Genomic DNA, 25,678 nt, shown 5'->3' with positions numbered 1-25,678 from the left:
TAGCCGTGCGGATGCGTCAGTACCAGCCGGTCTGCTCCGAGTGCGCCCACGCCCCGCACGGTGAGCCGTAGCGGCCGCTGATGTAGGTCAGCCCCCACGAGATCTGGGTCGCCGCGTTGGTGCGCCAGTCCAGACCAGCGGATGCCATCTTCTCGCCCGGCAGCGCCTGGGGGATGCCGTAAGCGCCGCTCCAGGGATTGAGGGCGTCGGCGCGCCAGCCCGACTCGCGGTTCCACAGCGATACGAGGCACGAGAACTGGTCGTCGCCCCAGCCGTAGCTGCGGATCGCGCCGCGCGCGTAGTCGCGGGCCTGGGACGGGCTCATGGTCGGACCCGCCGGGGCCGTGGACCCGCCGCCTCCCGCGTTCGATCCGCCGCCGGGGTGAGAGCCGCCACCGGAGCTGGACCCGCCGCCGGAGCCGGAGCCGCCACCGGAGCTGGAGCCGCCGCCGGAGCTGGATCCGCCGCCGGAGCTGGACCCGCCGCTGCTCGATCCGCCGCCCGAGCCACTGCCGCCGCTGGAGCCCCCGCCGCCGGAGGAGGAGCCGCCCGAGCCGCTGCCGCCCGAGCCGCTACCTCCCGAGCCGCTGCCGCCCGCTCCGCCGCCCGGGGTCGATCCCGACCCGCCGGAGCCCGACCCGCCCGCGTTCGCCCCGCCGCCGCTCGAGCCGGAGCCCGCGCCGGGCCCGCCCGTCGCGCCGCCGGGTGCGGCGGCGTCGCGCTGCGCCTTCTCGCGTTCGCGCGCGGCGCGTTCGGCGTCGGCGGTCGTCTTCCGCAGAGCGGCGAGCTGCGCGTAGAGGTCGTTGAGCCGGGCCTGCGCCGACGCGACGGTGGCCGCCTCGGCATCCGCATCGCTCTGCGCCGTCGCCGCGGTCGACTGCGCGTCGGCCGCCAGGCGTGCCGCTTCGTCGCGGGCCTGCTCGGCCTGCTCTCGCAGGGAGGCGGCGACGTCGGAGGCGCTGCGGGCCTCGCCGGCGGTGCGCGCGGCCAGCGTGGTGACGCGGTCGAGGATGCCGAGGCGCTGCAGCAGCGAGTCGGGATCTGCGTTCGTCAGCAGCTGCGCCACCAGCGGGCCACCGCCCACGGTGCGCATGAGGCGGGAGGCGCTCGCTCCGGCGCGCGTGCTCGCGGCGGAGAGCGCGGCGTCGGCCGCCTCGCTCTGGGCGGTGAGACCCTCGGCGCGCTGCGCGGTCGTCTCGGCCTGCAGGCGCGTGCGTTCCGCGAGGGCGGACGCATCGAGGGCGCGGCGCGAGGCCTCGGCCGCCGAGGTCTCCGCGGCGTCGAGCTCGGCCAAAACACGGTCCACGGCGGCCTGGTCGACCGCCGCGACGGGGGCGAGGGTCGAGGCGGAGAGGGATGTCGCGCTCGCCGGCGACGGGGCGATCACCGCGCCCAGGAGCACGCACGCGAGAAGCGTGTGACTACTGCGACGAATGAGGCCCATGAGGTCACGGTAGAGCACTTCGCCGTGCCGTGCCCACCCCGCATGGGCGGTCGCTGGTAGGGTGAGGACCGAATGCCGTCTTGGCATCCGCTCAAATAAATACGAGCTCACGGAGCAGGCCGGCAGACGCTGGTCCCCTGTGGTGGACTCCCCGTCGTCAGCGCCGGGTGGTCGAGCACTGGTGGCCAGTCGCCGGGATTCCCTCGCCGATCGCATCGGCGTGCCCTTTCTGCCTGTTCCTGCTCCTTCGCATGTCAGCTCGTCGCCCACACGGGGCGGCGAGCCTAAACAAAGAAGGAGGGACCTCTTGGAAGGTCCAGAAATCACCGCCGCTGAAGCCGTTCTCGACAACGGCCGTTTCGGCACCCGCACCGTCCGGTTCGAGACCGGACGCCTCGCTCAGCAGGCTCATGGCGCTGTCGCCGCCTACCTCGACGAGGAGACCATGCTCCTGTCGGCCACCAGCGCCGGCAAGCACCCGCGTGAAGGCTTCGACTTTTTCCCGCTGACCGTCGACGTCGAAGAGCGTTCGTACGCCGCCGGCAAGATCCCCGGCTCGTTCTTCCGCCGCGAGGGTCGCCCCTCCACCGAGGCCATCCTCGTGTGCCGCCTCATCGACCGCCCGCTGCGCCCGTCGTTCGTCGACGGCCTGCGCAACGAGGTGCAGATCGTCGTCACCGTGCTCTCGATCGCCCCCGGCGAGTTCTACGACGCGCTGGCGATCAACGCCGCGTCGCTGTCGACCCAGATCTCGGGTCTGCCGTTCTCGGGCCCCATCGCGGGTGTGCGCCTGGCACTCATCCCCGGCCAGGGCGAGACCGCTGACCAGTGGGTCGCCTTCCCGACCGTCACCCAGCTCGAAGACGCCGTCTTCGACCTCATCGTCGCGGGCCGCGTGCTCGACGACGGCGACGTCGCCATCATGATGGTGGAGGCCGAGGCCACCGAGGGCAGCTGGAACATGATCAAGGGCGGCGCGACCAAGCCCAACGAGCAGGTCGTCGCCGAGGGCCTCGAGGCCGCCAAGCCCTTCCTGCGTCAGCTCGTCGACGCGCAGAACGAGGTCGCGCGCACCGCGGCCAAGGAGATCCAGTCGTTCCCCGTCTTCCCGGCCTACAGCCAGCAGACGTACGACTTCGTCGCCGGCCGTGCCTACGACCGTCTGGTGCCCGTGTATCAGATCGCCGACAAGCAGGAGCGCCAGAACGCCGATGACGAGGTCAAGACCTCGGTCAAGGAGCAGCTCCTCGCCGCCGTCGAGTCGGGCGAGCTGCCCGCCGTCGCGACGCTCGAGTTCAACGCCGCGTACAAGTCGGTCACCAAGACGATCGTCCGCGGTCGCATCCTCGCCGAGGGCGTCCGCATGGACGGCCGTGGCGTCGCCGACATCCGCCCGCTCGACGCCGAGGTGCAGGTCATCCCGCGCGTCCACGGCTCGGCGATCTTCCAGCGCGGTGAGACCCAGATCCTGGGCGTCACCACGCTGAACATGCTCAAGATGGAGCAGCAGATCGACTCGCTGTCGCCCATCACCAGCAAGCGCTACCTGCACCACTACAACTTCCCGCCGTACTCGACCGGTGAGACCGGTCGCGTGGGTTCGCCGAAGCGTCGCGAGATCGGTCACGGCTTCCTGGCCGAGCGCGCCCTCGTTCCGGTGCTGCCCAGCCGCGAGGAGTTCCCCTACGCGATCCGCCAGGTGTCCGAGGCTCTCGGCTCCAACGGCTCGACGTCGATGGGCTCGGTCTGCGCCTCGACCCTGTCGCTGCTGAACGCGGGTGTGCCCCTTCGCGCCCCCGTCGCCGGCATCGCGATGGGCCTCGTCACCGACGAGGTCGACGGCCAGACGCGCTACGCCGCCCTGACCGACATCCTCGGCGCCGAAGACGCCCTCGGCGACATGGACTTCAAGGTCGCAGGCACCAGCGAGTTCATCACCGCGATCCAGCTCGACACCAAGCTCGACGGCATCCCGTCGTCGGTGCTGGCCGCAGCCCTCACCCAGGCGAAGGAGGCTCGCCTCACGATCCTCAACGTCCTGAACGCCGCGATCGACGCTCCCGACGAGATGGCGCCCACCGCGCCCCGCGTCATCAGCGTGCAGATCCCGGTCGACAAGATCGGTGAGCTCATCGGACCCAAGGGCAAGACGATCAACTCCATCCAGGACGAGACCGGCGCCCAGATCTCGATCGAGGACGACGGCACCGTGTACATCGGTGCGACCGACGGCCCCTCGGCCGAGGCGGCCCGCGCCCAGGTGAACGCGATCGCGAACCCGACCAACCCCGAGGTGGGCGAGCAGTTCCTCGGAACCGTCGTCAAGATCGCGACCTTCGGTGCGTTCGTCTCGCTGCTCCCCGGCAAGGACGGCCTGCTGCACGTCAGCGAGGTCCGCAAGCTCGCCGGTGGCAAGCGCGTCGAGAACGTCGAAGACGTGCTCTCGGTCGGTCGCAAGATCCTCGTGCGCATCACGAAGATCGATGACCGCGGCAAGCTGTCGCTCGAGCCCGTGCTCGACGAGGACGCCGCCGCGACCGAGCCTGCCGACACGCAGAGCTCGGCCGCCGCGAGCGAGGGCCCCGAGGCTCCCGCCGAAGGCTGATCCTTCGCGTCGATCGGATGCCCGTCCCGCCTCGTGCGGGGCGGGCATCCGTCGTGTGACGCGAGTGACGCGTGGGGGAGGCGTGACGACGCCCGTCAAGCGTTACGCAATATTTACCGCCGAGCCGGGCGAAACGACGGGCCGGTCACGGGGACCGCCTACCCTCGGAAGTACGTCGGGGGGCGTGGTGATACGGGTCATCCGTACCGTCGACCCGGCGCCGCGGAGAGGGGATCTCGCCATGAGCGGCTCAGGCGTCGATGAGACGGCCACGCCGCGCCTGCGACGCGATCGAGCCCCGCATCCGTCGACCCCCATCACCCTGCAGGGCCCCGGCCTCGGCTCGCACGTCCGCGTGCCCCTGGGCGAGAGCGGCTTCGAGGTCTTCCCGATGTTCCTCGGGGGCGGCGAGTTCGGCTGGAACGTCGACGCGCGCGCGAGCCACGAGATCCTCGACACCTACGCCGAGCTCGGCGGCAACGCCCTGCACACCGCCGACAGCTACGCCGCGGGACGCAGCGAGTTCATCATCGGCGAATGGCTGCGCAGCCGTCGGGCGCGCGACGAGGTCGTGCTGACCGTGCGCGTGGGCAGCCACCCCGACAACCCCGGCCTCGACTCGGTCAACCTGGTGCGCGCGGTCGAGGCTTCGCTGACGCGTCTGGGCACCGACCGCATCGACGTGCTGTCGCTCGACGCCGTGCGCGGCGACGCCGCGATGCTCGAAGACACCCTCGCCACGAGCGAGTGGCTCGTCGAATCCGGCAAGGTGCGGGCGATCGGCGCCCACGGCTACTCGGCCGCTCAGCTCGTCGAGGCCCGCATCCTCTCGTCGGCCGGCTACCCCCGCATCACCGTGCTCGACGTGCCGTACAACGTGCTGCGGCGCGCGGAGTTCGACGGCGACGTGCGGCTGATCGCCCAGGCCCAGAACATGGCGGTGACGCCGTCCCACCCCCTCGCGCACGGGTTCCTCGCCGGCGAGACGCGCACCCGCGGTCAGTCGACGCAATCGGTGCGCGGAACGCAGGTCGCCGCGCACCTGAACCGTCGGGGCTCGCGCGTGCTGCGCGCCCTCGACGCGGTGGGCAGCGAGCTCGGAATCCCGGATGCCGCCGTGGCGGTCGCCTGGCTGCTCGCGCAGAAGGTCGTCACCGCCCCGATCGTCAACGCCTTCGCACCGCGGCACGTGGTCGAGTGCATGCGCGCCGTCGGGGTGCGCCTGAGCCGCGCTCAGCTGTCGGATATCGCCCGCGCCGCCGAGTGACCGCCCCCTCGTCGGGGTGTGACGTAGGCTGGACGGACCGGCCGGGGGACGGCAGATCGACGACGAAGTGAGCTGACGTGACGCACTACATCTACCTGGTGCGCCATGGCGAGCACCAAGACGCAGAGCACGGACTCACCGACGGCCCCCTCTCTCCGCGGGGCCAGCGACAGGCCGCTCTGCTGGCCGACCGCCTGTCGGGTCTTCCCCTCGACGCCGTCTGGCACTCGCCCCTCGAACGCGCCGCGCAGACCGCGCGGGCCGTCGCCGAACGCCTGCCGTCGGTGGCGCCGGAGTCGTCGGCCCTGCTGTTCGACTGCATCCCGACGGGCATGACGCCCGAGACGCCCGCGGCCTACGAGCCCTTCTTCGGTTCGGTGACGGATGCCGAGATCGAGGCCGGACGCGCGCAGATGGCCGACGCCACGGCGGAGTTCCTCGCGCGCAAGGCCGGCGAGGTGCACGAGCTGGTCATCACGCACAACTTCGTCATCTCGTGGTTCGTCCGGGAGGTGCTGCAGGCCCCCGACTGGCGGTGGATGACGATCAACCAGGCCTACTGCGGCCTCACCGTCATCGCGCAGAAGAAGGGCCGCCCCTGGACGCTGCTGTCGCACAACGACCTGGCCCACCTGCCGGTCGAGCTGCGCACGGGGCTTCCCGACCCGCTGCCGGTCTGAGCGGCGCGTCCGCCGATCGGGCGGAGTCCGCGTGCCCCACCGCGCCTAGGCTGGAGGCATGACGACACGCGTGGCCATCGTGGGCGGGACCGGCAAGCTCGGCGGGGTGATCCGCGAGGTGGTCGATGCCGAAGAAGGGTACGAGGTCGTCGCGGTCCTCACCTCGAAGTCGGCGATGAGCGAGCTCGACGGGGCCGACCTCGTCGTGGACGCCTCGACGCCCGCCGTGTCGATCGACATCGTGCGCGCGGCCGTCGAGCGCAAGATCAACGTGCTGGTGGGCACCTCGGGGTGGTCGAACGAGCGCATCGCCCTCGTGCGTCCGCTCGTGGAGGCCAGCGGCACGGGGGTCGTCTTCATCCCCAACTTCTCCCTCGGCTCGGTGATCGGCACCGCTCTCGCGGCCGCCGCGGCGCCCTTCTTCCCCTCGATCGAGATCATCGAGGCGCACCGCGAGACGAAGGTGGATTCGCCCAGCGGGACCGCCGTGCGCACCGCGGAGCTCATCTCCGCCGCCCGCGCCGAGGTCGGCCCGGTGGAGTCTCCTCACGTCGACCAGCGCGCCCGCGGGCAGCGCGTGGCCTCGGTGCCCATCCACTCGCTGCGGCGGCCGGGCGTCGTCGCCCGGCAGGAGACCGTGCTCTCGGGAGCGGGGGAGTCGCTCACGATCGTCCACGACACCATCGACCCGAAGGCGGCGTACGCCCCCGGCATCCGCATCGCCCTGGCGGCGGCACGTGAGGCGCGCGGCGTCGTCGTCGGCTTGGACAGCTTCATCGACATCGGCGTGCGCACCCGCCCCGCGAAGGCGGAGGCGCCCGTCGCCGACGGCGACGTGTCGGGTCAGGTCGCGAGCGTCACGAGCGCATGAAGGTCCGCGTCGCCGTCGCCGTGATGACGGTGCTGCTGCTGATGTACATCGTGCTCGCCGGACAGCGCGCCGTCGTGCTGCTCGGCAGCGGGCAGACCATCGGCGTGGTCATGGGCGTGGCGCTTCTCGTGCTGCCCTTGCTGGCGCTCTGGGCGATCGGCCGCGAGCTCTGGTTCGGCGTGCGGGCGCAGCAGCTGGGCGAACGGCTCGACGCCGAGGGAGGGCTTCCCGACGAAGACCTGCCCGTGCGTCCGAGCGGTCGGATCGAGCGTGCCGACGGCGACGCCCTCTTCCCGCGGTACCGGGCCGACGTGGAGGCGCACCCCGACGACTGGCGTGCCCGTTATCGACTGGCCCTGGCGTACGACGCGGCGGGCGACCGCCGGCGCGCGCGCGAGGCCGTGCGCACCGCGGTGCGGCTCGAGACCGCCGAGCGCCGCGCGGCCTGACGCGACACGACGCCCTGGCCGCGCCGGGGCTCAGCGCGGTGGACGTGCCGTGCAGCACGCGCGTGCGGAGTGCGGAGATCTCCGGGTCTCGTCGCGCCGGGCAGCCGTCGGCGAGACGGAGCTCGAGGTCGGCCCCGACGCGGAGGTCAGCCCCGCTGCAGCGAGGGCGACCCGATTCGGGCCGCCCTCGCCGCCGTCACGCGGCGTCGTGCGCCGGAACCGCCGAGGCCACGGCCTCTTCGACGGTGCGGTGGGTGAAGGTGAAGCCGCTCTCCTCGAGGACCGACGGCTTGACGTCGGCGTCGGAGGTGAGAAGGGCCTCGGTGGCGTCTTTTCCGAGCGCGAGCTTGACCGCGAAGACCGGGGCACGCAGGGCGTAGGGCCTGTTCATGCGTCGGGCGAGCGCGAAGCCCAGGTCGTTCGCCGTCGCCCGCGTCGGTCCGGTGAGGTTCACGGGACCGACGATGTCGGAATCGATGACGTGGCGGATGGCGCGCACCTCGTCGTCGAGCGAGATCCACGGCCACACCTGCGTGCCGCGACCGATGGGACCGGAGACACCGAGCTTGGTGAGCAGCAGCAGGGGCTTGAGCACTCCCTGCTCGTGGACGACCGGGGCCGTGCGCAGCATGGCCACGCGGGCGTGGTCGCCGGCCTCGCGGGCGGCGGCCTCCCAGTCGACGCAGATGTCGGCGAGCAGGCCCGAGCCGCGCTTCGAGGTCTCGGTGAGCACCGCGCCGGGCTGGGATCCGTAGTAGCCCGTCGCGCTGGCGTTGATCAGCGCGGGGGCGTCGGCGCCGAGCGCCCGGACGGCGGCGGCGAGCGTGCGGGTCGGCGTGATGCGCGACCACAGCAGCGTGCTCTTGTACGACGGCGTCCACGGGAAGCGCCCGATCGATGCGCCGTTGAGGCACACCACGGCATCCGCCCCCGCCAAGACCTCCGGGTCGAGAGGCGCCGCGTCTTTCATCCACTGCACTTCATGCGACCCGGTGGGGGTGTGACGCACGAGAGAGGTGACCTCGACGCCGTCCGCGCGCAGCGAGTCGGCGAGGGCCGAGCCGATGAGGCCCGACGCGCCGGCGAGGACGACGCGTCGGGCGGGAGTCTCAGGCAAGCGTGGCCTCGAGGGTGATCTCGATGCCTGTCAGCGCCTGCGAGACGGGGCAGTTGGCCTTGGCATCGGCGGCGATCTTCTGGAAGGTCTCGTCGTCGAGTCCGGGCACGACGGCGTTGACGTTCAGGTGGCTGCCGGTGATGCCGGTGCCGGGCTTGAAGGTCACCGACGCGGTGGCGTCGACCGACTCGGGCGGGGTGCCGTTGTCGGCGAGGGCGTTGGAGAGAGCCATGCTGAAGCACGACGAGTGCGCGCCAGCGAGGAGCTCTTCGGGCGTCGTGACCGAGCTCGACCCTTCGCTGCGGGCCTTCCAGTTCACGTCGAACGTGCCGATGCCCGACGAGGTGAAGGTGACCTCACCCGATCCCTCGAACAGGCTGCCCTTCCAGGCGGTGGTGGCTTCGCTCGTGACGGCCATGGGAACCTCCGATAGTGTCCGCGACGGTCAGGGGCGACCGCGACGCGGCCAGCCTAACGAGGGCATCCGACACCCGGCGGGACTTGACAGCCCCTTCGTAAGCTCGCCGGTCAGGCGGCGGCCGGACCGCGCCGACCGACGAGGCCCGCTCGCTGCAGCACGAGGTACAACTGGCATCCGAGGCACAATCCGAACACCGCGTTCAGGAACGCTGCGGCGAAGGCCATCGCCGTGGCGATCGGCAGCGCCCAGGGGACCCCGGCGAGGTGCAAAAGCAGTCCCACCGCGGTGACGAACAGGCCGACGCCCTGGGCGAAGCGCGGCGGGCGCGGGTCTTCGAACTCGGTGGGAGGGGCCAGCCGGGGCTGCACCACGCGGCGGTACAGCACGCCCCACGGCGCGGTGCGGGGAGAGGCGACGCCCCACACGAACAGCGCGGCGATCACGAGCATGAGCAGGAAGCCGGGGTCGGCGGCGCGGTCGAGCGGAGAGACCTGCTGCACGATCCAGCTCTCGGGCGCGAATCGCTCCTGCGCGAGTGGCTGGTAGGCGAACCACCCGATGGCGCCGCGCTGGGTCGAGACTCCGAGGAGGGCGAGGGCGGTGGCCACGAGTAGGAGGACGGCGGTGATGGATGCCGCGAAGCGGGGGCCGCGGGCGTCGATGCGCGACACGTCAGGCACGGGTGGACTCCTTCTGCAGGGTGTCGAGTTCGCGTTCGACGACGTCGCGGGCGGGAACGCCGCCGAAGCGCGTGCGCACGATTCCGCGGCGGTCGAGCACGAGGGTCGTGGGCGTCTGCAGCACGCGGAAGTGCTGGGCGATGTCGGGCCGATGGGTGAGGTCGACGTCGAGGTGGCGGACGCCATCGCGGGTGCCGGCGACGTCGGACAGTATCCGGTGCACCCCGGGGCAGCGCGAGCACATCTCGGTGCTGAACTGCAGCAGGGTGGCCTCGCCCCCGAGCGCGTCGACGCCCAGTCGCTGCGGGTCGACGATCTCGACGGAGTCGACGGCGCGGGCGCGGCCCTGACGACGGCGCACGACCAGACCGACGACCGTCGTCACGGCGACGAGCGCGACGAGCAGGAGGAGGGCGACGATCGGTTCCACGAGCGACAACGCTAATGCGCGTCGGCGGGGGAGGGGCCGATGAGTCCCTCCATGACGGCGTTGCTCGGCGTCCTCTCGGCCGAGGGCCGCAGCCGCGCCCGTCCTCCCCAGCGGCGACCCGCGGCGCACTCTCCACGGATCGAGCCGTGGGCCCCGTCTTCACGCTCCGCCCGGGTATCGTGAGGGCCGTGACCGCCGAGATCCCGACGCCCTACGAAGACCTGCTCCGCGACGTGCTCGCCACCGGCGTGCACAAGTCCGATCGCACCGGAACCGGCACGACGAGCGTGTTCGGTCGACAGATCCGCTTCGATCTCGCCGAGGGGTTCCCCCTCATCACCACCAAGCGCGTGCACCTGAAGTCGATCGTCTACGAACTGCTGTGGTTCCTGCGCGGTGAGTCGAACGTGTCGTGGCTGAAGGACAACGGCGTCACCATCTGGGACGAGTGGGCGGATGCCGACGGCGAACTCGGCCCCGTATACGGCGTGCAGTGGCGCTCGTGGCCCACCTCCGACGGCGGCACGATCGACCAGATCTCGCAGGTCGTCGAGCAGATCCGTCGCGATCCCGACTCGCGTCGGCTCATCGTGTCGGCGTGGAACCCGGCCGACATCCCCGACATGGCGCTGGCACCCTGCCACGCGCTGTTCCAGTTCTACGTCGCCGACGGCAAGCTGTCGTGCCAGCTCTACCAGCGCAGCGCCGACATGTTCCTCGGCGTGCCGTTCAACATCGCCTCGTACGCCCTGCTGACCCTCATGGTGGCGCAGCAGACCGGGCTCGAGCCCGGCGAGTTCGTCTGGACCGGCGGCGACTGCCACGTCTACGACAACCACCGCGAGCAGGTCGCCGAGCAGCTCACGCGCGACCCCTACCCGTACCCGACGCTGCGCTTCGCCCGCACGCCCGCGTCGATCTTCGACTACACCTACGACGACATCGTCGTCGAGGACTACCAGCACCACCCGGCGATTCGCGGAGCCGTCGCGGTATGACCACCGTCGGCCTCGTCTGGGCGGAAGCCCACGACGGCGTGATCGGTGCAGACGGCGCGATGCCGTGGCACGTGCCCGAAGACATGGCCCACTTCCGCGAGGTCACCGGATCGGCCGAGGTCGTCATGGGGCGTCGCACCTGGGAGTCGCTCCCGCCGCGATTCCGCCCCCTGCCCGGTCGGCGCAACATCGTGGTGACGCGCTCCGCGGAGTGGGCGGAAGAGGGCGCCGAACGCGCCGGGTCGCTCGACGAGGCCCTCGCCCTCACCACGGGCGATGAGGTCTGGGTGATCGGCGGAGGTATGCTCTACGCCGCCGCGATCGGTCGCGCCGACCTGCTCGAGGTCACCCGCCTCGACCTCGCCGTCGACGGCGACACGCGCGCCCCCTCGACCGAGGGGTGGAGCCGGGTCGCGGCCGACCCCGAAGAGGGCTGGCACACCTCGCGCAGCGGCATCCGGTATCGCTTCGAGACGTACCGCCGACCGGGGGAGTGACATGGCCACCGCGCTCATCACGGGAGCGAGCTCGGGCCTCGGCGCCGAGTTCGCCCGCCAACTCGCCGCGCGGGGAGCGGGGCTCGTGCTCGTGGCGCGCGATCGCGTCGCGCTCGACGAGGTCGCCGCGGGGATCCGGGCGGCGCACGGCGTCGACGTCGAGGTGCTCGCCGCCGACCTGCTCGACGCCGACGCGCTCGCGACCGTCGAGCAGCGCCTGGCGGCCGGAGGGATCGACGTGCTCGTCAACAACGCGGGCTTCGGCCTCGACCTGGCCTTCGAGAAGAACCCCGTCGACGACGAGGTGCAGCACCTGCGTCTGCACGTCGAGGCGGCGATGAGGCTCATGCACGCCGCCCTGCCCGCGATGCTCGAGCGGGGGAGCGGGCGCGTCGTCAACGTCGCGTCAGTGGCCGGGTTCGTGCCGCGCGGCACCTACGGTGCGGTCAAGAGCTGGCTCATCTCGTTCAGCAGGTGGGCGAACGTCGTCTACGCGCCGCGCGGTGTCACCGTCACCGCGGTGTGCCCCGGGTTCGTCCACACCGACTTCCACGCCCGCCTCGGGCTGCCGCCGGGGCAGGAGGGCGTGCCGAACGGCATGTGGCTCGACGCCGCCACCGTCGTGCGCGAGGGGCTGCGCGACGCGGCCCACGGTCGGTCGGTCTCGGTCCCGTCGTGGCGTTACAAGGTGCTCGTCGCCGCATCGCGACTGCTGCCCGACGCGGTGGTGGTCGCCGCGGCGTCGCGCGGGCGCTGACGCGGCCGTCGCGTCGAGCCCGGCCCGGAGCGGCTCAGCGGAAGCGGCCGAGCCGGATTCCGGCCAGGGCGAGCGCGCCGATCGTCTCGCCGTCGGCGATCGTGCCGTCGGCCACGAGGGCGAGCGCCTCGGCGAACGGCACCCAGCGGACCGCGTCGATGCCCTCCTCGGACTGCGACTGCGTGGCATCCATCGTCTTCAGTCCTCTCGCGAGGAAGACGTGCTCGGGGGCGTCGGCGATGCCGTTGAGGGCGTTCATCCGGCCGAGGGAAATCCATTCGGATGCCGTGACCCCGGTCTCTTCGAGCAGCTCGCGCTTCGCGGCCACCAGCGGGTCCTCACCGTCGGAACCGCCCGCGGGGACCTCGAGCGAGCGCCCCGTCGTGTACCGCTCGAGCTCGACGAGGCAGACGCGATCCTCCTCGTCGAGGGCCACGACGAAGACCGCCGGATGCTGCATCCGCACCACGCCGTAGATGCCGTCGCCGTGCGGGCCGGTCACCTCGTCTTCGCGCACGTGGATCCAGCGGTTCTCGTAGACGGTGCGCGACGCGCGGGTGGTCCAGGCCATGACGCCACCCTAGGACGCGGCCCGCGTCACGGATTGTTCACCGACGCTGTGGACGACGCCGAGGGCGGACCTTCGCGAACCGATACCCTGGGAGCATGACGCACTCCGGCAATCCCTTCGGTCAAGTGCTCGTCGCGCTCATCACCCCGATGACCGCCGACGGCGAAGTCGATTGGCCCGCCACCGAGAAGCACATCGACGACGTCATCACCGCCGGGGCCGACGGCATCGTCGTCACGGGCACGACGGGCGAGACCTCCACCCTCACCGACCCCGAGAAGCTGCGTCTCGTCGAGGTCGGCAAGAGCGTGTCGGCCGGTCGCGCGAAGATCATCACCGGCGGTGGCTCCAACGAGACCGCGCACGCCATCGAGCTCTACAAGGCCAGCGAGAAGGCCGGCGCCGACGGCATCATGATCGTCACGCCGTACTACAACAAGCCCACGCAGGCCGGCATCCTGACGCACTTCCGCCTGGTCGCCGACGCGACCGACCTGCCGGTCATCCTCTACGACATCCCCGGCCGCACCGGTGTGCCCATCAAGTACGAGACGATCCTGCGCCTGGCCAAGCACCCCAACATCCTCGCGATCAAAGACGCCAAGGGCGACTTCAGCGAGGTCAGCCGCGTGCTCAACCAGACCGACCTCATGTACTTCTCCGGCGACGACGCCAACGTGCTGCCGCACCTGTCGATCGGGGCCTCCGGCCTCATCGGGGTGACCGCCAACATCGCCGCCGCGCCCTACCGCACCATCGTCGACGCCGTGAACGCCGGCGACCTCGCCTCGGCCACCGCCGCGCACAAGGGTCTCGAGCCGCTCGTGCGCGCCGTCATGACCCACGTGCCCGGCACCGTCGCTGCGAAGTACATCCTGCACGGCCTCGGCCGCATCGGCAGCCCCCGCGTCCGCCTGCCCCTCGTCGGGCCGGAGGAATGGGAAGCCGCTGTCATCGAAGACGAGCTGGCCCTCGTGAAGAACGTGGCCGGCGCCGACTTCTCCAACTTCCGCCCCGACCGCAACGCGGCCGCCGGCGGTGCCCTGCCGAAGGTGCACGGCACCACGAGATAAGCATCGGCGTCCGCCGAACCGCGGCCTGGGACGCCACACGAAGGGATGCCGCGAGGCGGCATCCGAGGAGGCTCATATGCCCACTACCCCGTTCGACCCGCCCGCGCTCGCCGCCGGCACCCTCCGCGTCATCCCGCTCGGCGGCCTCGGCGAAGTCGGTCGCAACATGACCGTGTTCGAGTACGAGGGCAAGCTCCTCGTCGTCGACTGCGGCGTGCTGTTCCCCGAGGAGCACCAGCCCGGCGTCGACCTGATCCTGCCCGACTTCGAGCCGATCAAGCACCGCCTCGACGACATCGTCGGCGTCGTGCTCACCCACGGCCACGAAGATCACATCGGCGCCGTGCCCTACCTGCTCAAGCTCAAGGGCGACATCCCCCTCATCGGCTCGGGCCTCACGCTCGCCCTCATCGAGGCGAAGCTCAAAGAGCACCGCATCCGTCCCTACACGCTGACGGTCAAAGAGGGACAGCACGAGAAGGTCGGGCCCTTCGACCTCGAGTTCATCGCCGTCAACCACTCCATCCCCGACGCCCTCGCCGTCGCGATCCGCACGCCCGCGGGCCTCGTGCTCGCCACCGGCGACTTCAAGATGGACCAGCTTCCGCTCGACGGCCGCATCACCGACCTCCGCGCCTTCGCGCGCCTCGGCGAAGAGGGCGTCGACCTGTTCCTGGTCGACTCCACCAACGCCGACGTGCCCGGCTTCACCCCCACCGAGCGGGGCATCGGCCCGGTGCTCGACCAGGTGATCGCCAAGGCACCGCGCCGCGTGGTGGTGGCGAGCTTCTCGAGCCACGTGCACCGCGTGCAGCAGGTGCTCGACGCCGCTCACGCGAACGGCCGCCGCGTCGCGCTCCTCGGCCGCAGCATGGTGCGCAACATGGGCATCGCCGCCGACCTCGGCTACCTCAACGTGCCCGACGGCGTGCTCATCGACTACAAGAAGGCGCGCGACCTGCCCGACGACAAGATCGTCTACATGTCGACCGGTTCGCAGGGCGAGCCGATGGCCGTGCTCAGCCGCATGGCCAACCTCGACCACGCGATCGAACCGGGCGAGGGCGACACGATCATCCTGGCATCCAGCCAGATCCCCGGAAACGAGAACGCGATCTACCGCGTGATCGACGGGCTGACCAAGCTGGGCGCCACGGTGGTGCACAAGGGCAACGCCAAGGTGCACGTCTCGGGGCACGCCGCCGCCGGCGAGCTGCTGTACTGCTACAACATCCTCAAGCCCAAGAACGTGCTGCCGGTGCACGGCGAGTACCGCCACCTCATGGCGAACGCGAAGCTGGCGCGCGAGACCGGTATTCCGGAGGAGAACACGATCCTCGGCGAGAACGGCACCGTCGTCGACCTGCGCGACGGCGTCGCCAAGGTCGTCGGGCAGGTCGACATCGGCTTCGTGTACGTCGACGGTTCGTCGGTGGGCGAGATCACGGATGCCGATCTCAAAGACCGCCGCATCCTCGGCGAAGAGGGCTTCATCTCGGTCATCGTCGTCGTCGATTCGGCGACCGGCAAGATCGTGTCCGGCCCCGACATCCACGCGCGCGGCGTCGCCGAGGACGACAAGGTCTTCGACAGCGTCAAGCCGAAGATCGCCGCGGCCCTCGCCGAGGCCGCCACGTCGGGCGTCCGCGACAACCACGCGCTCTCGCAGGTCGTGCGCCGCGTGATCGGCCGCTGGGTCAACCAGTCGCTGCGTCGCCGGCCCATGATCGTTCCGATGGTCATCGAGGCCTGAGCGCCGACATCGCCTCACGAAGCGCCGCGGGTCCGCCCGCGGCGCTTCGTCGTTCCCGGCCCCCGCTCGGCGTCGACGCTCGCTATCATGCGGGCATGCCCGGTCTCCCGATCCGCGCGGCGATCGCCTCCGACGGCGCCTTCCTCGCCGACATGACGGTCGAGGCCGCCACCTGGCGCGCGGGCGCCGTCCGGCCCCGGCACGAGGTGCTGAGCAGCTCCGACCACCGGCGCTACGTCGCGGGGTGGATGCGTCCGGGTGACGCGGGCTTCGTCGCGGAGTCGCCGAGCGGCGAGCCGGTCGGGGCCGCCTGGTACCGCATGTTCCCGCGCGACGAGCCCGGCTTCGGGTGGATCGGCACGGGGGTTCCGGAGCTCATCATCGGCGTGCGTCCGCTCTGGCGCGCGCACGGGGCGGGCAGAGCGCTGCTCCAACGTCTCGACGACCATGCCCGCAGCCAGGGCTTCGCCCGCATCAGCCTCAGCGTCGAGCGCGACAACTACGCCGTCTCGCTGTACAGATCGGAGGGATTCGCCGTGGTGCGCCGGGGGATCGGTCGCGACGTCATGGCCAAGCGCCTGCGCTGAACCCCGCGTCGGTACGAGCGAATGTCGGAGGTCCGGCCTACCGTGGAGGAATGGCTCGTACCTCTTCACCGTCCGGCGGTCGCGCCCCTGCGAAGGGGTCGCCACGCGCCAAGGCCGCGGCGCCCGCGCCGAAGCGCTCGGCCCCGGCGCCGAAGCGGTACGTCGACGAGCCCGAGAAGCCCGCCGTGGTGGTGCGCGCGTGGATGGCGGTGGCCCACGGTGTGGGCGGCATGTTCCGTGCGTTCGGCCCCGAGAACCTCGAGCGCGACCAGCGCCGCGACGGCTTCCCCTTCTTCCTGGTGGTCCTCGCCGTCCTCGGCGCCGTGGTCGAGTGGTTCTTCATCGGAACGGATGCCGCGACCCTCATCAGCGCATACAGCTTCGGCATGCTCTTCGGGCGGGTGGCGTTCTTCCTGCCCGTGCTCCTGCTACTGCTGGCGGGCTGGCTCTTCCGTCACCCCGCCTCGGTGCACGACAACGGGCGCGTCGGGATCGGCTTCGGGCTGTTCGTCGTCGTGCTCTCCGGGTTCTTGCACGTTGCAGGCGGTCGTCCCGCTCCGAGCGCCGGCGGTCCGCCGGTCCTGAGCCCCGCCGGCGGCATCGCCGGATGGATCGTCGGAGAGCCCCTCGCGCTCGTCCTCACCGATGTCGGCGCCTACATCGCCCTGTCGCTGCTGGCCGTGCTGAGCGTGCTCATCCTCACCAAGACCCCGCCGAACCGCATCGGGCGTCGCCTGGGCGACCTCTACGCGTGGATGTTCGGGGCCGAGCGCGTCGAACGCGACGACACCGCGACCACCAAGGTGCTCCCCGCCGACGAAGACGAAGAATCCGGCGAGAAGTCGCTGCCGTGGTGGCGGCGCAATAAGTCGGGCCGTGAAGAAGACGTCGACGGTTCCCTCGGTTCCGACGACCTCACCGAGCTGCTGTCGCCCGGCACGCCGGTGGGCGGTTTCGAGTCGGCGGTCGTCGCACCCGAGCCCGCTCCTGCGCGCGCGCACGCTCCCACCCCGCCGCCCGTTCCGCCGACGCCCGACGCCCTCACCGAGGTCTTCGACGCCAGCGCCCTGGCCGGCGCGGTGTCGGGTCGCGGACTCCACGACGATTCCCCGCTCGAGACGCACGATGAGGAGCTTCCGGGCATCTCGGGTCTCGGGGGCGACTCCGCGGGGGCGCCGCCGTCGGCGAACTACCGCCTGCCTGCTGTCACGGCCCTCGCCGCCGGTACCCCGCCGAAGGCGCGGTCGGCGGCGAACGACGCGGTGGTCAAGGCCATCGAGAGCGTCATGGAGCAGTTCAAGGTCGACGCCCGCGTCACCGGGTTCTCACGTGGCCCGACCGTGACGCAGTACGAGATCGAGGTCGGCCCGGGCGTGAAGGTGGAGCGCATCACCGCGCTGACCAACAACATCGCCTACGCCGTCGCCTCGAACGAGGTCCGCATCCTCGCGCCCATCCCGGGCAAGAGCGCGATCGGCGTCGAGATCCCCAACGCCGACCGCGAGATCGTCACGCTCGGAGACATCCTTCGCTCGGACGCCGCGACCACCTCCACGCACCCGATGACCATCGGCGTGGGCAAAGACGTCGGCGGCGGATTCGTCGTGGCCAACCTCGCGAAGATGCCCCACCTCCTCGTGGCCGGTTCCACGGGTTCGGGTAAGTCGAGCTTCGTGAACTCGATGATCACGAGCCTGCTCATGCGGGCGAAGCCCTCCGACGTGCGCATGGTGCTCATCGACCCCAAGCGCGTCGAGCTGACGTCCTACGCGGGTGTGCCGCACCTGATCACCCCCATCATCACGAACCCCAAGAAGGCCGCCGAGGCGCTGCAGTGGGTCGTGAAAGAAATGGACATGCGGTACGACGACCTCGCCTCGTTCGGCTTCCGCCACATCGACGACTTCAACAAGGCGGTCGTGGCGGGCGAGATCAAGCTGCCGGCGGGCAGCGAGCGGGTGCTCAAGCCGTACCCCTACCTCCTGGTGGTCGTCGACGAGCTCGCCGACCTCATGATGGTCGCCCCGCGCGACGTCGAGGATTCGATCGTCCGCATCACCCAGCTGGCCCGCGCGAGCGGCATCCACCTGGTGCTGGCAACGCAGCGCCCCTCGGTCGACGTCGTCACCGGTCTCATCAAGGCGAACGTGCCCTCGCGCCTCGCGTTCGCCGTGACCAGCGTCACCGACTCGCGCGTCATCCTCGACCAGCCCGGCGCCGACCGCCTGATCGGTCAGGGCGACGGACTCTTCCTGCCGATGGGCGCCTCGAAGGCCGTACGCGTGCAGGGCGCCTGGGTGAGCGAGCAGGAGATCGAGAAGGTCGTCGCTCACGTCACCCAGCAAGCCCGTCCCGAGTACCGTGCCGACGTGCAGGCGACGGCCGAGAAGAAAGAGATCGACGCCGACATCGGCGACGACCTCGAGTTGCTGCTCGCCGCCGCCGAGCTGGTCGTGTCGACGCAGTTCGGGTCGACCTCGATGCTGCAGCGCAAGCTCCGCGTGGGGTTCGCCAAGGCCGGCCGACTCATGGACCTCCTCGAGTCCCGCGAGATCGTCGGGCCCTCCGAAGGCTCCAAGGCGCGCGACGTGCTGGTGACCAACGAGCAGTTGCCCGCCGTCATGGCGCGTCTGCGCGGCGACGATGCGCCCCCGGCCGCCCCTGCGGCGAGCGACGACGACCGATACGGTGAAGATCCGATCGAGGCGCAATTCGAGGGTCTCCCCGTCGTGAACGCCGACGACGACGAGGGCAACGAAGACGCCTGGCAGCTGACAGGACGCGACTGATGGCCGTTCACCCGCAACTTCCCAACGCCATCACGATCGCGCGCATCATCTGCGCGCCGATCTTCCTGTGGTTGCTCCTCGCCGACGCGGGCGCCGACGGCGGTCTACGGTGGGCCGCGGCGATCCTGTTCATCGTCGCCATCGCGACCGACGGCATCGACGGCTACATCGCCCGCAAGTACAACATCGTCAGCGACCTGGGCAAGCTGCTCGACCCGATCGCCGACAAGGCGTTGACGGGGCTCGCGTTCGTCGGGCTCTCGATCCTCGGCGAACTGCCGTGGTGGATCACGATCGTCGTGCTCGTGCGCGAGATCGGCATCACCGTGTACCGCTTCATCGTCGTCAGCGATCACGTTCTCGCCGCAGCGTGGATGGGCAAGCTCAAGACGGTGTTCCAGGCCGTCGCGCTGTCGATCGCGCTGATCCCGTTCGCGACCTTCTCCGATTCCGCCGTGTGGCAGGGCGTCGTGTGGTGGGCCGGCGTCATCACCATGACGATCGCCGTCCTGCTGACCATCGCTTCCGGAATCGACTACGTCGTGACCGAGGTGCGCGCCGCGCGTCAGCGGCGCGGCACGCGATGATCGACGGGGTTCCCGACGATCTCGACGAGACCGTCGTGCGGACGCCGTTCGAGAGCGCCTCGCTGCTGCTCGACCGGCTGGCCGAGCTCGGGTGGACCGTCGCGGTCGCCGAGTCGCTGACCGGTGGGCTCGTCGTCTCGTCGCTGGTCGATGTCCCCGGTGCCTCCCGCGTCGTCCGCGGGGGAGTGGTCGCGTACGCCACGGATCTGAAGCACGGGGTGCTCGGCGTCGATCAGGCCCTGCTCGACGCGCACGGGGCGGTACATCCGCGCGTGGCGCGGCAGATGGCTCGGGGCGTGCGCGATGCGCTGGGCCGTGACGGCGTCGCCGCCGACGTCGGCATCGCGACCACGGGGGTGGCAGGTCCCGACGAGCAAGACGGCCAGCCGGTCGGCACCGTGCACATCGCGGTGTCGACGCCGCTCGGCACCCGGGTCGACTCGCTCGTCATCGCCGGAGATCGGGATCGCATCCGCCGCGAGACGGCTCATCTGGCCGTCCGCCGGGCGTTGGCGGCCCTCTGAAACGGGCATCACGGAAACCGCGCGGAATGCGGGGAACAAATGATGTCACATCGCGGTTTCGTTGAGCGATTCCCATCCTGTCCACAGCGCGCGGCGTTAGGGTGACCACACGGTGTTTTTCAGTTGTCCAGTCGGACAGCGACGGAATCAGCAGTGAGGAGGGCCCCCAAATGATCCTGGTTCGTCAAGAGATCGGCGAAGTCCTGCGTGACCTCCGCCAGCAGAAGGGGCGCACCCTCCGCCAGGTCGCCAGTCGGGCGAGTGTTGCTCTGGGCTACCTCAGCGAGGTCGAGCGCGGCCAGAAGGAGGCGTCGAGCGAGATCCTCGCCTCCGTCGCCGAAGCGCTCGATGTTCCGATCTCCACCATCATGCGTCAGGTCGGCGACCGTCTCTCGGTTCTCGAAGGCCTGCAGACCTTCCCCGACGTGGTTCCCGACGAACTCGTCGCGTCGGTCGAGCCCGAGCTCTCGCTGCGCTGAGTCGGCGCCGCCCATGCGTCGCAGTGAGTTCGATCGCGCCGTCTCCGACGAATTCGGGGCGCGCGGAGGGTCGCTTCTGACCGACCTCGTGTTGTCGGCTGTGGGGGGACGGACGAGTGCGGACGCCCTCGCCGCCGGCGTCGATCCGCGCGACGTGTGGCTCGCCCTCTGCGAAGAGACGGACGTCCCCCGCGAGCGGCGTTACGGCGTCGGCAGGCTCGAACCCCGCCGTTCGTGAGTGACACGCCGAACCCGCCGGTGTTCGGTTCTCGATCGACTCGGGTCGGCGTGTCATCGAATCTTCGTTCGATTCCGTCGTAGGCTTCTTCACAACAGGGTTTCTGTCGCGTTCATCCCCATTTCGAGGGGTCTCCGGAGTCAATGTCGGAGGTCCTCCCTAACGTGGTCAACGTCGAACGACACTCTGAACGCCTTGTCGTGTGATCCCACCGTCGGTGGGGGCGCGACAGCCTATAGGCGACCGGAACGCGAGAGAAAGAAGACGTCATGCCCTCACCCGCAGAGCGCGAAAAGGCCCTCGAGTCGGCGCTTGCCCAGATCGATCGGCAGTTCGGAAAGGGCTCGGTCATGCGACTGGGCAGCGACGAGCGCGCGCCCATCGAGACCATCCCCACCGGTTCCGTCGCCCTCGACGTCGCCCTCGGCATCGGCGGGCTTCCCCGCGGCCGCATCATCGAGATCTACGGCCCCGAGTCGTCCGGAAAGACGACTCTGACGCTGCACGCGATCGCCAATGCGCAACGCGCGGGCGGTATCGCCGCCTTCATCGACGCCGAGCACGCTCTCGACCCCGAGTACGCCAAGAAGCTCGGCGTCGACATCGACGCCCTCCTGGTGTCGCAGCCCGACACGGGCGAGCAGGCGCTCGAGATCGCCGACATGCTGATCCGCTCCGGTGCGATCGACCTCGTCGTCATCGACTCGGTCGCGGCGCTCGTTCCCGAGGCCGAGATCAAGGGCGAGATGGGTGACTCTCACGTCGGTCTGCAGGCCCGCCTGATGTCGCAGGCCCTCCGAAAGCTCACCGGTGGCCTGAGCAACACGAAGACGACGGCGATCTTCATCAACCAGCTCCGCGAGAAGATCGGTGTCTTCTTCGGTTCGCCCGAGACCACCGCCGGTGGAAAGGCGCTGAAGTTCTACGCTTCGGTGCGCCTCGACATCCGTCGTATCGAAACGCTGAAGGACGGCACCGAGGCTGTCGGAAACCGTACGCGCGTCAAGGTCGTCAAGAACAAGATGGCACCGCCGTTCAAGCAGGCCGAGTTCGACATCCTCTACGGCGTCGGCATCTCGCGCGAAGGAAGCCTCATCGACTTCGGCGTGGAGCACGCCATCGTCAAGAAGTCGGGCGCGTGGTACACCTACGAGGGCGAACAGCTCGGTCAGGGTAAAGAGAACGCGCGTAACTTCCTCATCAAGAATCCCGACATCGCGGCCGAGATCGAGAACAAGATCAAGACCAAGATGGGTATCGGTGGGGTTCCGGCCGTCACCGAGACGGAAGACGAGCTGGCTGCACGCCGCCCGGCCTGATGACCGACGATCAGCGAAGCGGGGGTCGTCGCCCGTCCAGTGCGACCGGCGACGACCTCGCTCCCGTCATTCCCCTGTTCGGTGGTTCCCGCAGTGCGTCGGCGCAGGGTTCCGGCCCCGTTGTTGCGCGCTCATCGCAGCGTGACGACGTTCGGGATCAACCGTCAGGGGTGTCGGTCGGTCGCCCGTTCCTTGACGTGTCCGACATCGCCGACTCCTCTGACGAACCCGGCGAATCCGTCGAGACGGATGACGAGATGCGCGAGAGGGCGGAGGCCGCGCTGCTGCGCAAGCTCCGATCCCGCTCCCTCTCTCTCGCCGAAGCGCGCACCGTGCTGCGCGGTGTCGAGGGGGCAGACGAGATCGTGATCGAAGAGGCCATCGAGCACTTCGTCGACCTCGGCTACCTCGACGACGCCGCCTTCGCCGATCAACTGGTGATGTCGGCCGTCGAACGTCGGGGCGAGGGGCGCCGCGCAGTCGCCGAGACCCTGCGCAAGCGAGGGATCCCGCGAGACGTGGCCGACATGGCCCTCGAGGCTCTTCCCGACGACGACGCCGAGCGTGCGCTGGAGTTCGCCCGGTCGAAGGCGCGGTCCGTCGGTGGCAAAGACGACGAGGCGTCGCTCCGGCGCCTGGCCGGCCAGCTCGCTCGGCGCGGCTATCCGTCATCTGTGGCTCTCACGGCGGCACGGACCGCGCTGCGTGAGGTCGGGATCGGGGCGGGGCGTTCTCGACCCGGTCCGCGTCCGATGCCGGGTGTGCGCTTCACCCCCGACGAGTAGAAGCGCCGCACCGTCGACCAGTGGTCGGCGAGCGTGGGGTGCGTCCGACGCGTCCGCGAGCGTTCGGTGCAACGGGCCGGCGTCACTGCCCGCTCGGCCGAGTCCCGAGAGTCAGCCGCAGCGGGCGGGATTAGCCGCCCACCGGCCCGCTCCGGCCGGTGCGGCGGACGGTCGTCACCGCCCGCTCGGCCGAGACCCGAGTCGGGAATCGTCGCTTCTCCGCCCCTCCGCGATCAGGCGCCCCAGCTCGCGACGGGTGGCAGCCCCCACCTTCATCCTCGCCTGATACACGTGCGACTCGACGGTGCGGATCGACAAGAACAACCGCGTGGCGATCTCGCGATTGGTCAGCCCCTCGTGGGCCATCAGAGCGATCTCGCGCTCGCGGGGCGTGAGCTCCTCCGAGTGCTCGGGGCTCGCCGAGCGCGACACGGAGTCGGAGGACTCGTCGTTCGCGCCGGCGGCTCCGGAACCCTCGCCCGACCACAGGGCGTGCAGGCGCAGATCGTCGACGGGGAGCTGCCCCTCTTCCGGGGTCCGGGCGGACACACGGCGCACCGCTTCGCTCGAGAGCGGGAGGTCGGTGACGGCCGCGAGTTGCACGAGCTCGTCAATCTCCTCGGCTGTGGCGGCGGAGAAGGCGATGAGGCGGAACAGGTCGCGAATGCGGAACGCCGCAGCCGTGCCGCCGCGGGAGAACTCCGCCGTCGCTCGGGCGGCCTCACGCGCCTCGTCGAGACGCCCCTCCGCGGTGAGGATCGTGGTCTCGACGTACGCGATGCTGCGTCGCAGCAGGGGCGCCGGGCCCGGACTCAGGCTGTCGATGATCGCCCGGGCCTCGTCGACGGCCCCCGCCATGGCCAACTCGTCGGCGACGCCGAGCGCGACCATGGTGCCGTCCGTCGGCGACACCGGCGTAGGGCTCCGGGTCGCCGCCGTGATCAGCTCGCGCTGCGACCGAGCTGGTGACCCCTCGGCGGTGTATGAGATGGCGGCCGCGATTCCGGCGATGGTGAGATCGGCCACCTCTCCCTCGCGGGCCGTCGTGGCCAGTTCGCGTTCCAACCGGCGCTGCAGCAGGGTTCCGTCGGCACCGGCGAGCTGATGACCGGCCAGCATGAACATGATCGCCGCGAGGCGATCCCTCGCGTCGATGCCCTCCGGCTGCGGTCGCGCGTCGAGGATCCGTTCGGTGGCGCGATAGTGGCGCTGGGCGACTGCCCACCGCCCGCGAACGGCCTCCGACGTCCCCGCGGCGACGACGGCGCGAAGGTGCTGCACCGGGGAGGCATCCGTCTCGCCCATCGCGGCCGTGGCGGCGTCGGCCGCCCCCGTCCAGTCCATGTCGGCGCCGAGCTGCGTCGAGTCGGTCAGCAGTCGCTCGACCCGCGCGTCGGCACACGAGGATCCCCGAACGGCGTCATCCGGGTCGTCGGAATTCTCGCTCTCGACCCTCGAGCGCGCGAGGCGGCGCTGGGCGTCGGCGTCGGCATGCTCGGCATCCGGCCACGACTTCGCCACGACCCGCGTCGCGAGTGCGGCCTCCAGCCGCAGGAGGGGGTCGTCCACCGCGTTCAGACCCGCCTGCGCGTACGCGGCGGCGTGCGCGGTGTCGCCCCGGTCGTTGGCGTCTCGAGCGGCATCGCGCGCGATGCGGGCGCGGATCGCCGGGGGAGTGGAACCCTCGGCCGACGAGTCGCTGCCCTGGCGGTGCCACCGCTCGGCGATCGAGACGGCGATGGCCGGGCTCCACCACACGTCCGCCTCGGCGAGCATGCGCGCGCCCGCCGCTTCGACGAGGGAGTCGACGCGCGCGCTGCCCAGTTGCCGCTGCGCTTCGACGGCCAGCAGGTCGTTCACCGTCAGGCGGCGGTGCGCGGACGAGTCGGCGTGCATCTGTCCCCCCTCGAGCAGGGCTGCCACGCTCTCCGCGTCGAACAGGCGCGTGGCGACCGACAGTTCAAGGTGGCGCAGGCGGCGGATGCCGGCGAGGCTCTCGAGGTCTGTGCGGGGCATGTCCGCCACGTGGCGCTCGAGGGCCAGGGCGAGGCGGCTCTGCCGGGCCACGTTGCGCAGCGCCGTCAGCGGGTCTTTGCCGCTGCGCGCAGCGTCGGTGGCCTCGAGGACCAGATGACGCATCAGCGTGCGTGAGCCGTCGGCGCGCCAGACCAGGCCTGCCCGTGTGGCGCTGTCGAGCAGGTGGGCGTCGGGGAAGAGGTCGATCAGCGCGAGGGCATCGTCGTCGTTCAGCTCGTGGAGATCGACACGACGCGCGAACCCGTCGAGCCACAGGTCTAGCATGGCGCGACGGACCACGTCGGCGTCGTCGGGATGGTCGACCGAGCGCGCGCGCGAGGTGCGCAGGCCGATCAAGGCGGTGAGGCGGTTCGACGCGACCGCGCGGGCCAGGGCGACCGCCGTGGCCGTGTCGAGCGCATCCACGTCGTCGAGGATGACCACGTCGCGGACGGGCTCCGCCGGGCGGCCGGTGCGCAGTGCGTCGAGCTCGGGGTGACCGGTCGCATCGAGGACGCCGAAGGGCACATCGGTGAGCGTCGCCGATGGTCGCAGCACGACCACCTGCACGCCGTGGCGCTCGAGCTCGGCGGCGACCGCCCGCAGAAGGTAGCTGCGCCCGCTCCCGCGCGGGCCCGCCACCATCGTCGATCCGCCTGACCGCAGCCGCGTCGCGATCATGTGAGCGTCACGGTCTGCTCCGATGAGACCGCGCGACCACCTCGTCGTCTGTTCCCCCCG

At 70.7% G+C, this 25,678-nt stretch carries 25 protein-coding genes; 18 read left to right on the top strand and 7 right to left on the bottom strand.

Features of this window, described 5'->3' with window-relative positions; genetic code table 11:
* Nucleotides 1-16: 16 nt before the first annotated feature.
* Nucleotides 17-1,444, bottom strand: a complete 1,428-nt coding sequence (locus FS769_RS17010) for a hypothetical protein (protein WP_260979665.1) — start codon at nucleotides 1,442-1,444, stop codon at nucleotides 17-19.
* A 307-nt stretch (nucleotides 1,445-1,751) separates the two neighbouring features.
* Between FS769_RS17010 and FS769_RS01260 the strand changes: the two genes are divergently transcribed.
* The 5 genes from FS769_RS01260 (at nucleotide 1,752) to FS769_RS01240 (ending at nucleotide 7,316) form a co-directional block, all read left to right on the top strand.
* Nucleotides 1,752-4,049, top strand: a complete 2,298-nt coding sequence (locus tag FS769_RS01260; RefSeq protein ID WP_144828350.1) for a polyribonucleotide nucleotidyltransferase — start codon at nucleotides 1,752-1,754, stop codon at nucleotides 4,047-4,049.
* A gap of 241 nt (nucleotides 4,050-4,290) precedes the next feature.
* Nucleotides 4,291-5,316: an aldo/keto reductase gene (locus FS769_RS01255; protein ID WP_144828347.1), complete on the top strand. Its 1,026-nt coding sequence runs from the start codon at nucleotides 4,291-4,293 to the stop codon at nucleotides 5,314-5,316.
* Between the two features lie 77 nt (nucleotides 5,317-5,393).
* A complete protein-coding gene (locus FS769_RS01250; RefSeq protein ID WP_144828344.1) occupies nucleotides 5,394-5,996 on the top strand; it encodes a histidine phosphatase family protein in 603 nt (200 codons plus the stop codon).
* Between the two features lie 58 nt (nucleotides 5,997-6,054).
* The gene (dapB, locus tag FS769_RS01245) at nucleotides 6,055-6,867 is read left to right on the top strand and encodes a 4-hydroxy-tetrahydrodipicolinate reductase (RefSeq protein ID WP_144828343.1); all 813 of its coding nucleotides are present in this window, start codon (nucleotides 6,055-6,057) and stop codon (nucleotides 6,865-6,867) included.
* Complete coding sequence (locus FS769_RS01240; RefSeq protein ID WP_144828340.1) at nucleotides 6,864-7,316, top strand: hypothetical protein; 453 nt, start codon at nucleotides 6,864-6,866, stop codon at nucleotides 7,314-7,316. The genes dapB and FS769_RS01240 overlap by 4 nt, the downstream gene beginning before the upstream one ends.
* Nucleotides 7,317-7,512: 196 nt before the next feature.
* Here the strand turns inward: FS769_RS01240 and FS769_RS01235 are convergent, their stop codons facing one another.
* The 4 genes from FS769_RS01235 to FS769_RS01220 form a co-directional block, all read right to left on the bottom strand.
* A complete protein-coding gene (locus tag FS769_RS01235; protein WP_144828338.1) occupies nucleotides 7,513-8,433 on the bottom strand; it encodes a TIGR01777 family oxidoreductase in 921 nt (306 codons plus the stop codon).
* A complete protein-coding gene (locus tag FS769_RS01230) occupies nucleotides 8,426-8,851 on the bottom strand; it encodes an OsmC family peroxiredoxin (protein WP_144828335.1) in 426 nt (141 codons plus the stop codon). Before FS769_RS01230 ends, FS769_RS01235 begins: the two co-directional genes overlap by 8 nt.
* A 110-nt stretch (nucleotides 8,852-8,961) precedes the next feature.
* Nucleotides 8,962-9,534 (bottom strand): DUF4395 domain-containing protein, encoded by a 573-nt coding sequence (locus FS769_RS01225; RefSeq protein ID WP_144828333.1) that lies wholly within the window; start codon nucleotides 9,532-9,534, stop codon nucleotides 8,962-8,964.
* Entirely contained in the window at nucleotides 9,527-9,964 is a 438-nt protein-coding gene (locus FS769_RS01220) for a thioredoxin family protein (protein WP_144828330.1), read from the bottom strand. Before FS769_RS01220 ends, FS769_RS01225 begins: the two co-directional genes overlap by 8 nt.
* A 188-nt stretch (nucleotides 9,965-10,152) precedes the next feature.
* Between FS769_RS01220 and FS769_RS01215 the strand changes: the two genes are divergently transcribed.
* Genes FS769_RS01215 through FS769_RS01205 form a run of 3 tightly spaced genes read left to right on the top strand, consistent with a single transcriptional unit; the run spans nucleotide 10,153 to nucleotide 12,216 of the window.
* Nucleotides 10,153-10,962: a thymidylate synthase gene (locus FS769_RS01215; protein WP_144828327.1), complete on the top strand. Its 810-nt coding sequence runs from the start codon at nucleotides 10,153-10,155 to the stop codon at nucleotides 10,960-10,962.
* Nucleotides 10,959-11,459, top strand: coding sequence for a dihydrofolate reductase (locus FS769_RS01210; protein ID WP_144828324.1), 501 nt, complete (start codon nucleotides 10,959-10,961; stop codon nucleotides 11,457-11,459). Before FS769_RS01215 ends, FS769_RS01210 begins: the two co-directional genes overlap by 4 nt.
* 1 nt (nucleotide 11,460) lies before the next feature.
* Nucleotides 11,461-12,216, top strand: a complete 756-nt coding sequence (locus FS769_RS01205) for an SDR family oxidoreductase (protein WP_144828321.1) — start codon at nucleotides 11,461-11,463, stop codon at nucleotides 12,214-12,216.
* 34 nt (nucleotides 12,217-12,250) lie between these two features.
* On the opposite strand, the gene FS769_RS01200 is transcribed toward FS769_RS01205, so the two are convergent.
* Nucleotides 12,251-12,787 carry an NUDIX hydrolase gene (locus FS769_RS01200; protein ID WP_144828318.1) on the bottom strand — a complete coding sequence of 179 codons (537 nt, stop codon included), beginning with the start codon at nucleotides 12,785-12,787 and terminating at the stop codon, nucleotides 12,251-12,253.
* Nucleotides 12,788-12,882: 95 nt separating this feature from the next.
* On the opposite strand from FS769_RS01200, the gene dapA reads away from it, so the two are divergent.
* The 10 genes from dapA to FS769_RS01150 all read left to right on the top strand — a co-directional run bounded on the left by dapA (nucleotide 12,883) and on the right by FS769_RS01150 (nucleotide 22,921).
* Nucleotides 12,883-13,860 carry a 4-hydroxy-tetrahydrodipicolinate synthase gene (gene dapA / locus FS769_RS01195; RefSeq protein WP_058232286.1) on the top strand — a complete coding sequence of 326 codons (978 nt, stop codon included), beginning with the start codon at nucleotides 12,883-12,885 and terminating at the stop codon, nucleotides 13,858-13,860.
* 76 nt (nucleotides 13,861-13,936) lie between these two features.
* The gene (locus FS769_RS01190) at nucleotides 13,937-15,613 is read left to right on the top strand and encodes a ribonuclease J (protein WP_144828315.1); all 1,677 of its coding nucleotides are present in this window, start codon (nucleotides 13,937-13,939) and stop codon (nucleotides 15,611-15,613) included.
* 95 nt (nucleotides 15,614-15,708) lie between these two features.
* The gene (locus tag FS769_RS01185; protein WP_144828312.1) at nucleotides 15,709-16,200 is read left to right on the top strand and encodes a GNAT family N-acetyltransferase; all 492 of its coding nucleotides are present in this window, start codon (nucleotides 15,709-15,711) and stop codon (nucleotides 16,198-16,200) included.
* Between the two features lie 50 nt (nucleotides 16,201-16,250).
* Nucleotides 16,251-18,989 (top strand): DNA translocase FtsK, encoded by a 2,739-nt coding sequence (locus FS769_RS01180; protein WP_144828309.1) that lies wholly within the window; start codon nucleotides 16,251-16,253, stop codon nucleotides 18,987-18,989.
* Nucleotides 18,989-19,576, top strand: a complete 588-nt coding sequence (gene pgsA / locus FS769_RS01175) for a CDP-diacylglycerol--glycerol-3-phosphate 3-phosphatidyltransferase (RefSeq protein WP_144828306.1) — start codon at nucleotides 18,989-18,991, stop codon at nucleotides 19,574-19,576. Before FS769_RS01180 ends, pgsA begins: the two co-directional genes overlap by 1 nt.
* Complete coding sequence (locus FS769_RS01170; protein ID WP_144828303.1) at nucleotides 19,573-20,100, top strand: CinA family protein; 528 nt, start codon at nucleotides 19,573-19,575, stop codon at nucleotides 20,098-20,100. The genes pgsA and FS769_RS01170 overlap by 4 nt, the downstream gene beginning before the upstream one ends.
* Nucleotides 20,101-20,270: 170 nt before the next feature.
* Nucleotides 20,271-20,579 carry a helix-turn-helix domain-containing protein gene (locus FS769_RS01165; RefSeq protein ID WP_055957830.1) on the top strand — a complete coding sequence of 103 codons (309 nt, stop codon included), beginning with the start codon at nucleotides 20,271-20,273 and terminating at the stop codon, nucleotides 20,577-20,579.
* A 13-nt stretch (nucleotides 20,580-20,592) separates the two neighbouring features.
* Complete coding sequence (locus tag FS769_RS01160) at nucleotides 20,593-20,817, top strand: DUF3046 domain-containing protein (RefSeq protein ID WP_144828300.1); 225 nt, start codon at nucleotides 20,593-20,595, stop codon at nucleotides 20,815-20,817.
* Between the two features lie 269 nt (nucleotides 20,818-21,086).
* Nucleotides 21,087-22,136: a recombinase RecA gene (gene recA / locus FS769_RS01155; RefSeq protein ID WP_144828297.1), complete on the top strand. Its 1,050-nt coding sequence runs from the start codon at nucleotides 21,087-21,089 to the stop codon at nucleotides 22,134-22,136.
* A gap of 197 nt (nucleotides 22,137-22,333) precedes the next feature.
* Nucleotides 22,334-22,921 (top strand): regulatory protein RecX, encoded by a 588-nt coding sequence (locus FS769_RS01150; protein WP_260979664.1) that lies wholly within the window; start codon nucleotides 22,334-22,336, stop codon nucleotides 22,919-22,921.
* A 174-nt stretch (nucleotides 22,922-23,095) separates the two neighbouring features.
* Here FS769_RS01150 and FS769_RS01145 read toward each other — a convergent pair whose 3' ends face one another.
* Entirely contained in the window at nucleotides 23,096-25,618 is a 2,523-nt protein-coding gene (locus FS769_RS01145) for a LuxR C-terminal-related transcriptional regulator (RefSeq protein ID WP_186325373.1), read from the bottom strand.
* Between the last annotated feature and the right edge of the window lie 60 nt (nucleotides 25,619-25,678).

It is taken from the genome of Microbacterium sp. BH-3-3-3 (assembly GCF_007679045.1).
GTDB classification, from domain to species: Bacteria; Actinomycetota; Actinomycetes; order Actinomycetales; family Microbacteriaceae; genus Microbacterium; species Microbacterium algihabitans.
This window is presented reverse-complemented; position numbering and strand designations above follow the sequence as displayed.

Coding starts and splice junctions, on each gene's coding strand:
- FS769_RS17010 (WP_260979665.1), bottom strand. CDS start 1,444: ATGGGCCTCATTCGTCGCAGTAGTCACACGCTTCTCGCGTGCGTGCTC.
- FS769_RS01255 (WP_144828347.1), top strand. CDS start 4,291: ATGAGCGGCTCAGGCGTCGATGAGACGGCCACGCCGCGCCTGCGACGC.
- dapB (WP_144828343.1), top strand. CDS start 6,055: ATGACGACACGCGTGGCCATCGTGGGCGGGACCGGCAAGCTCGGCGGG.
- FS769_RS01240 (WP_144828340.1), top strand. CDS start 6,864: ATGAAGGTCCGCGTCGCCGTCGCCGTGATGACGGTGCTGCTGCTGATG.
- FS769_RS01230 (WP_144828335.1), bottom strand. CDS start 8,851: ATGGCCGTCACGAGCGAAGCCACCACCGCCTGGAAGGGCAGCCTGTTC.
- FS769_RS01210 (WP_144828324.1), top strand. CDS start 10,959: ATGACCACCGTCGGCCTCGTCTGGGCGGAAGCCCACGACGGCGTGATC.
- FS769_RS01205 (WP_144828321.1), top strand. CDS start 11,461: ATGGCCACCGCGCTCATCACGGGAGCGAGCTCGGGCCTCGGCGCCGAG.
- FS769_RS01200 (WP_144828318.1), bottom strand. CDS start 12,787: ATGGCCTGGACCACCCGCGCGTCGCGCACCGTCTACGAGAACCGCTGG.
- dapA (WP_058232286.1), top strand. CDS start 12,883: ATGACGCACTCCGGCAATCCCTTCGGTCAAGTGCTCGTCGCGCTCATC.
- FS769_RS01190 (WP_144828315.1), top strand. CDS start 13,937: ATGCCCACTACCCCGTTCGACCCGCCCGCGCTCGCCGCCGGCACCCTC.
- FS769_RS01185 (WP_144828312.1), top strand. CDS start 15,709: ATGCCCGGTCTCCCGATCCGCGCGGCGATCGCCTCCGACGGCGCCTTC.
- FS769_RS01180 (WP_144828309.1), top strand. CDS start 16,251: ATGGCTCGTACCTCTTCACCGTCCGGCGGTCGCGCCCCTGCGAAGGGG.
- pgsA (WP_144828306.1), top strand. CDS start 18,989: ATGGCCGTTCACCCGCAACTTCCCAACGCCATCACGATCGCGCGCATC.
- FS769_RS01170 (WP_144828303.1), top strand. CDS start 19,573: ATGATCGACGGGGTTCCCGACGATCTCGACGAGACCGTCGTGCGGACG.
- FS769_RS01165 (WP_055957830.1), top strand. CDS start 20,271: ATGATCCTGGTTCGTCAAGAGATCGGCGAAGTCCTGCGTGACCTCCGC.
- FS769_RS01160 (WP_144828300.1), top strand. CDS start 20,593: ATGCGTCGCAGTGAGTTCGATCGCGCCGTCTCCGACGAATTCGGGGCG.
- recA (WP_144828297.1), top strand. CDS start 21,087: ATGCCCTCACCCGCAGAGCGCGAAAAGGCCCTCGAGTCGGCGCTTGCC.
- FS769_RS01145 (WP_186325373.1), bottom strand. CDS start 25,618: ATGATCGCGACGCGGCTGCGGTCAGGCGGATCGACGATGGTGGCGGGC.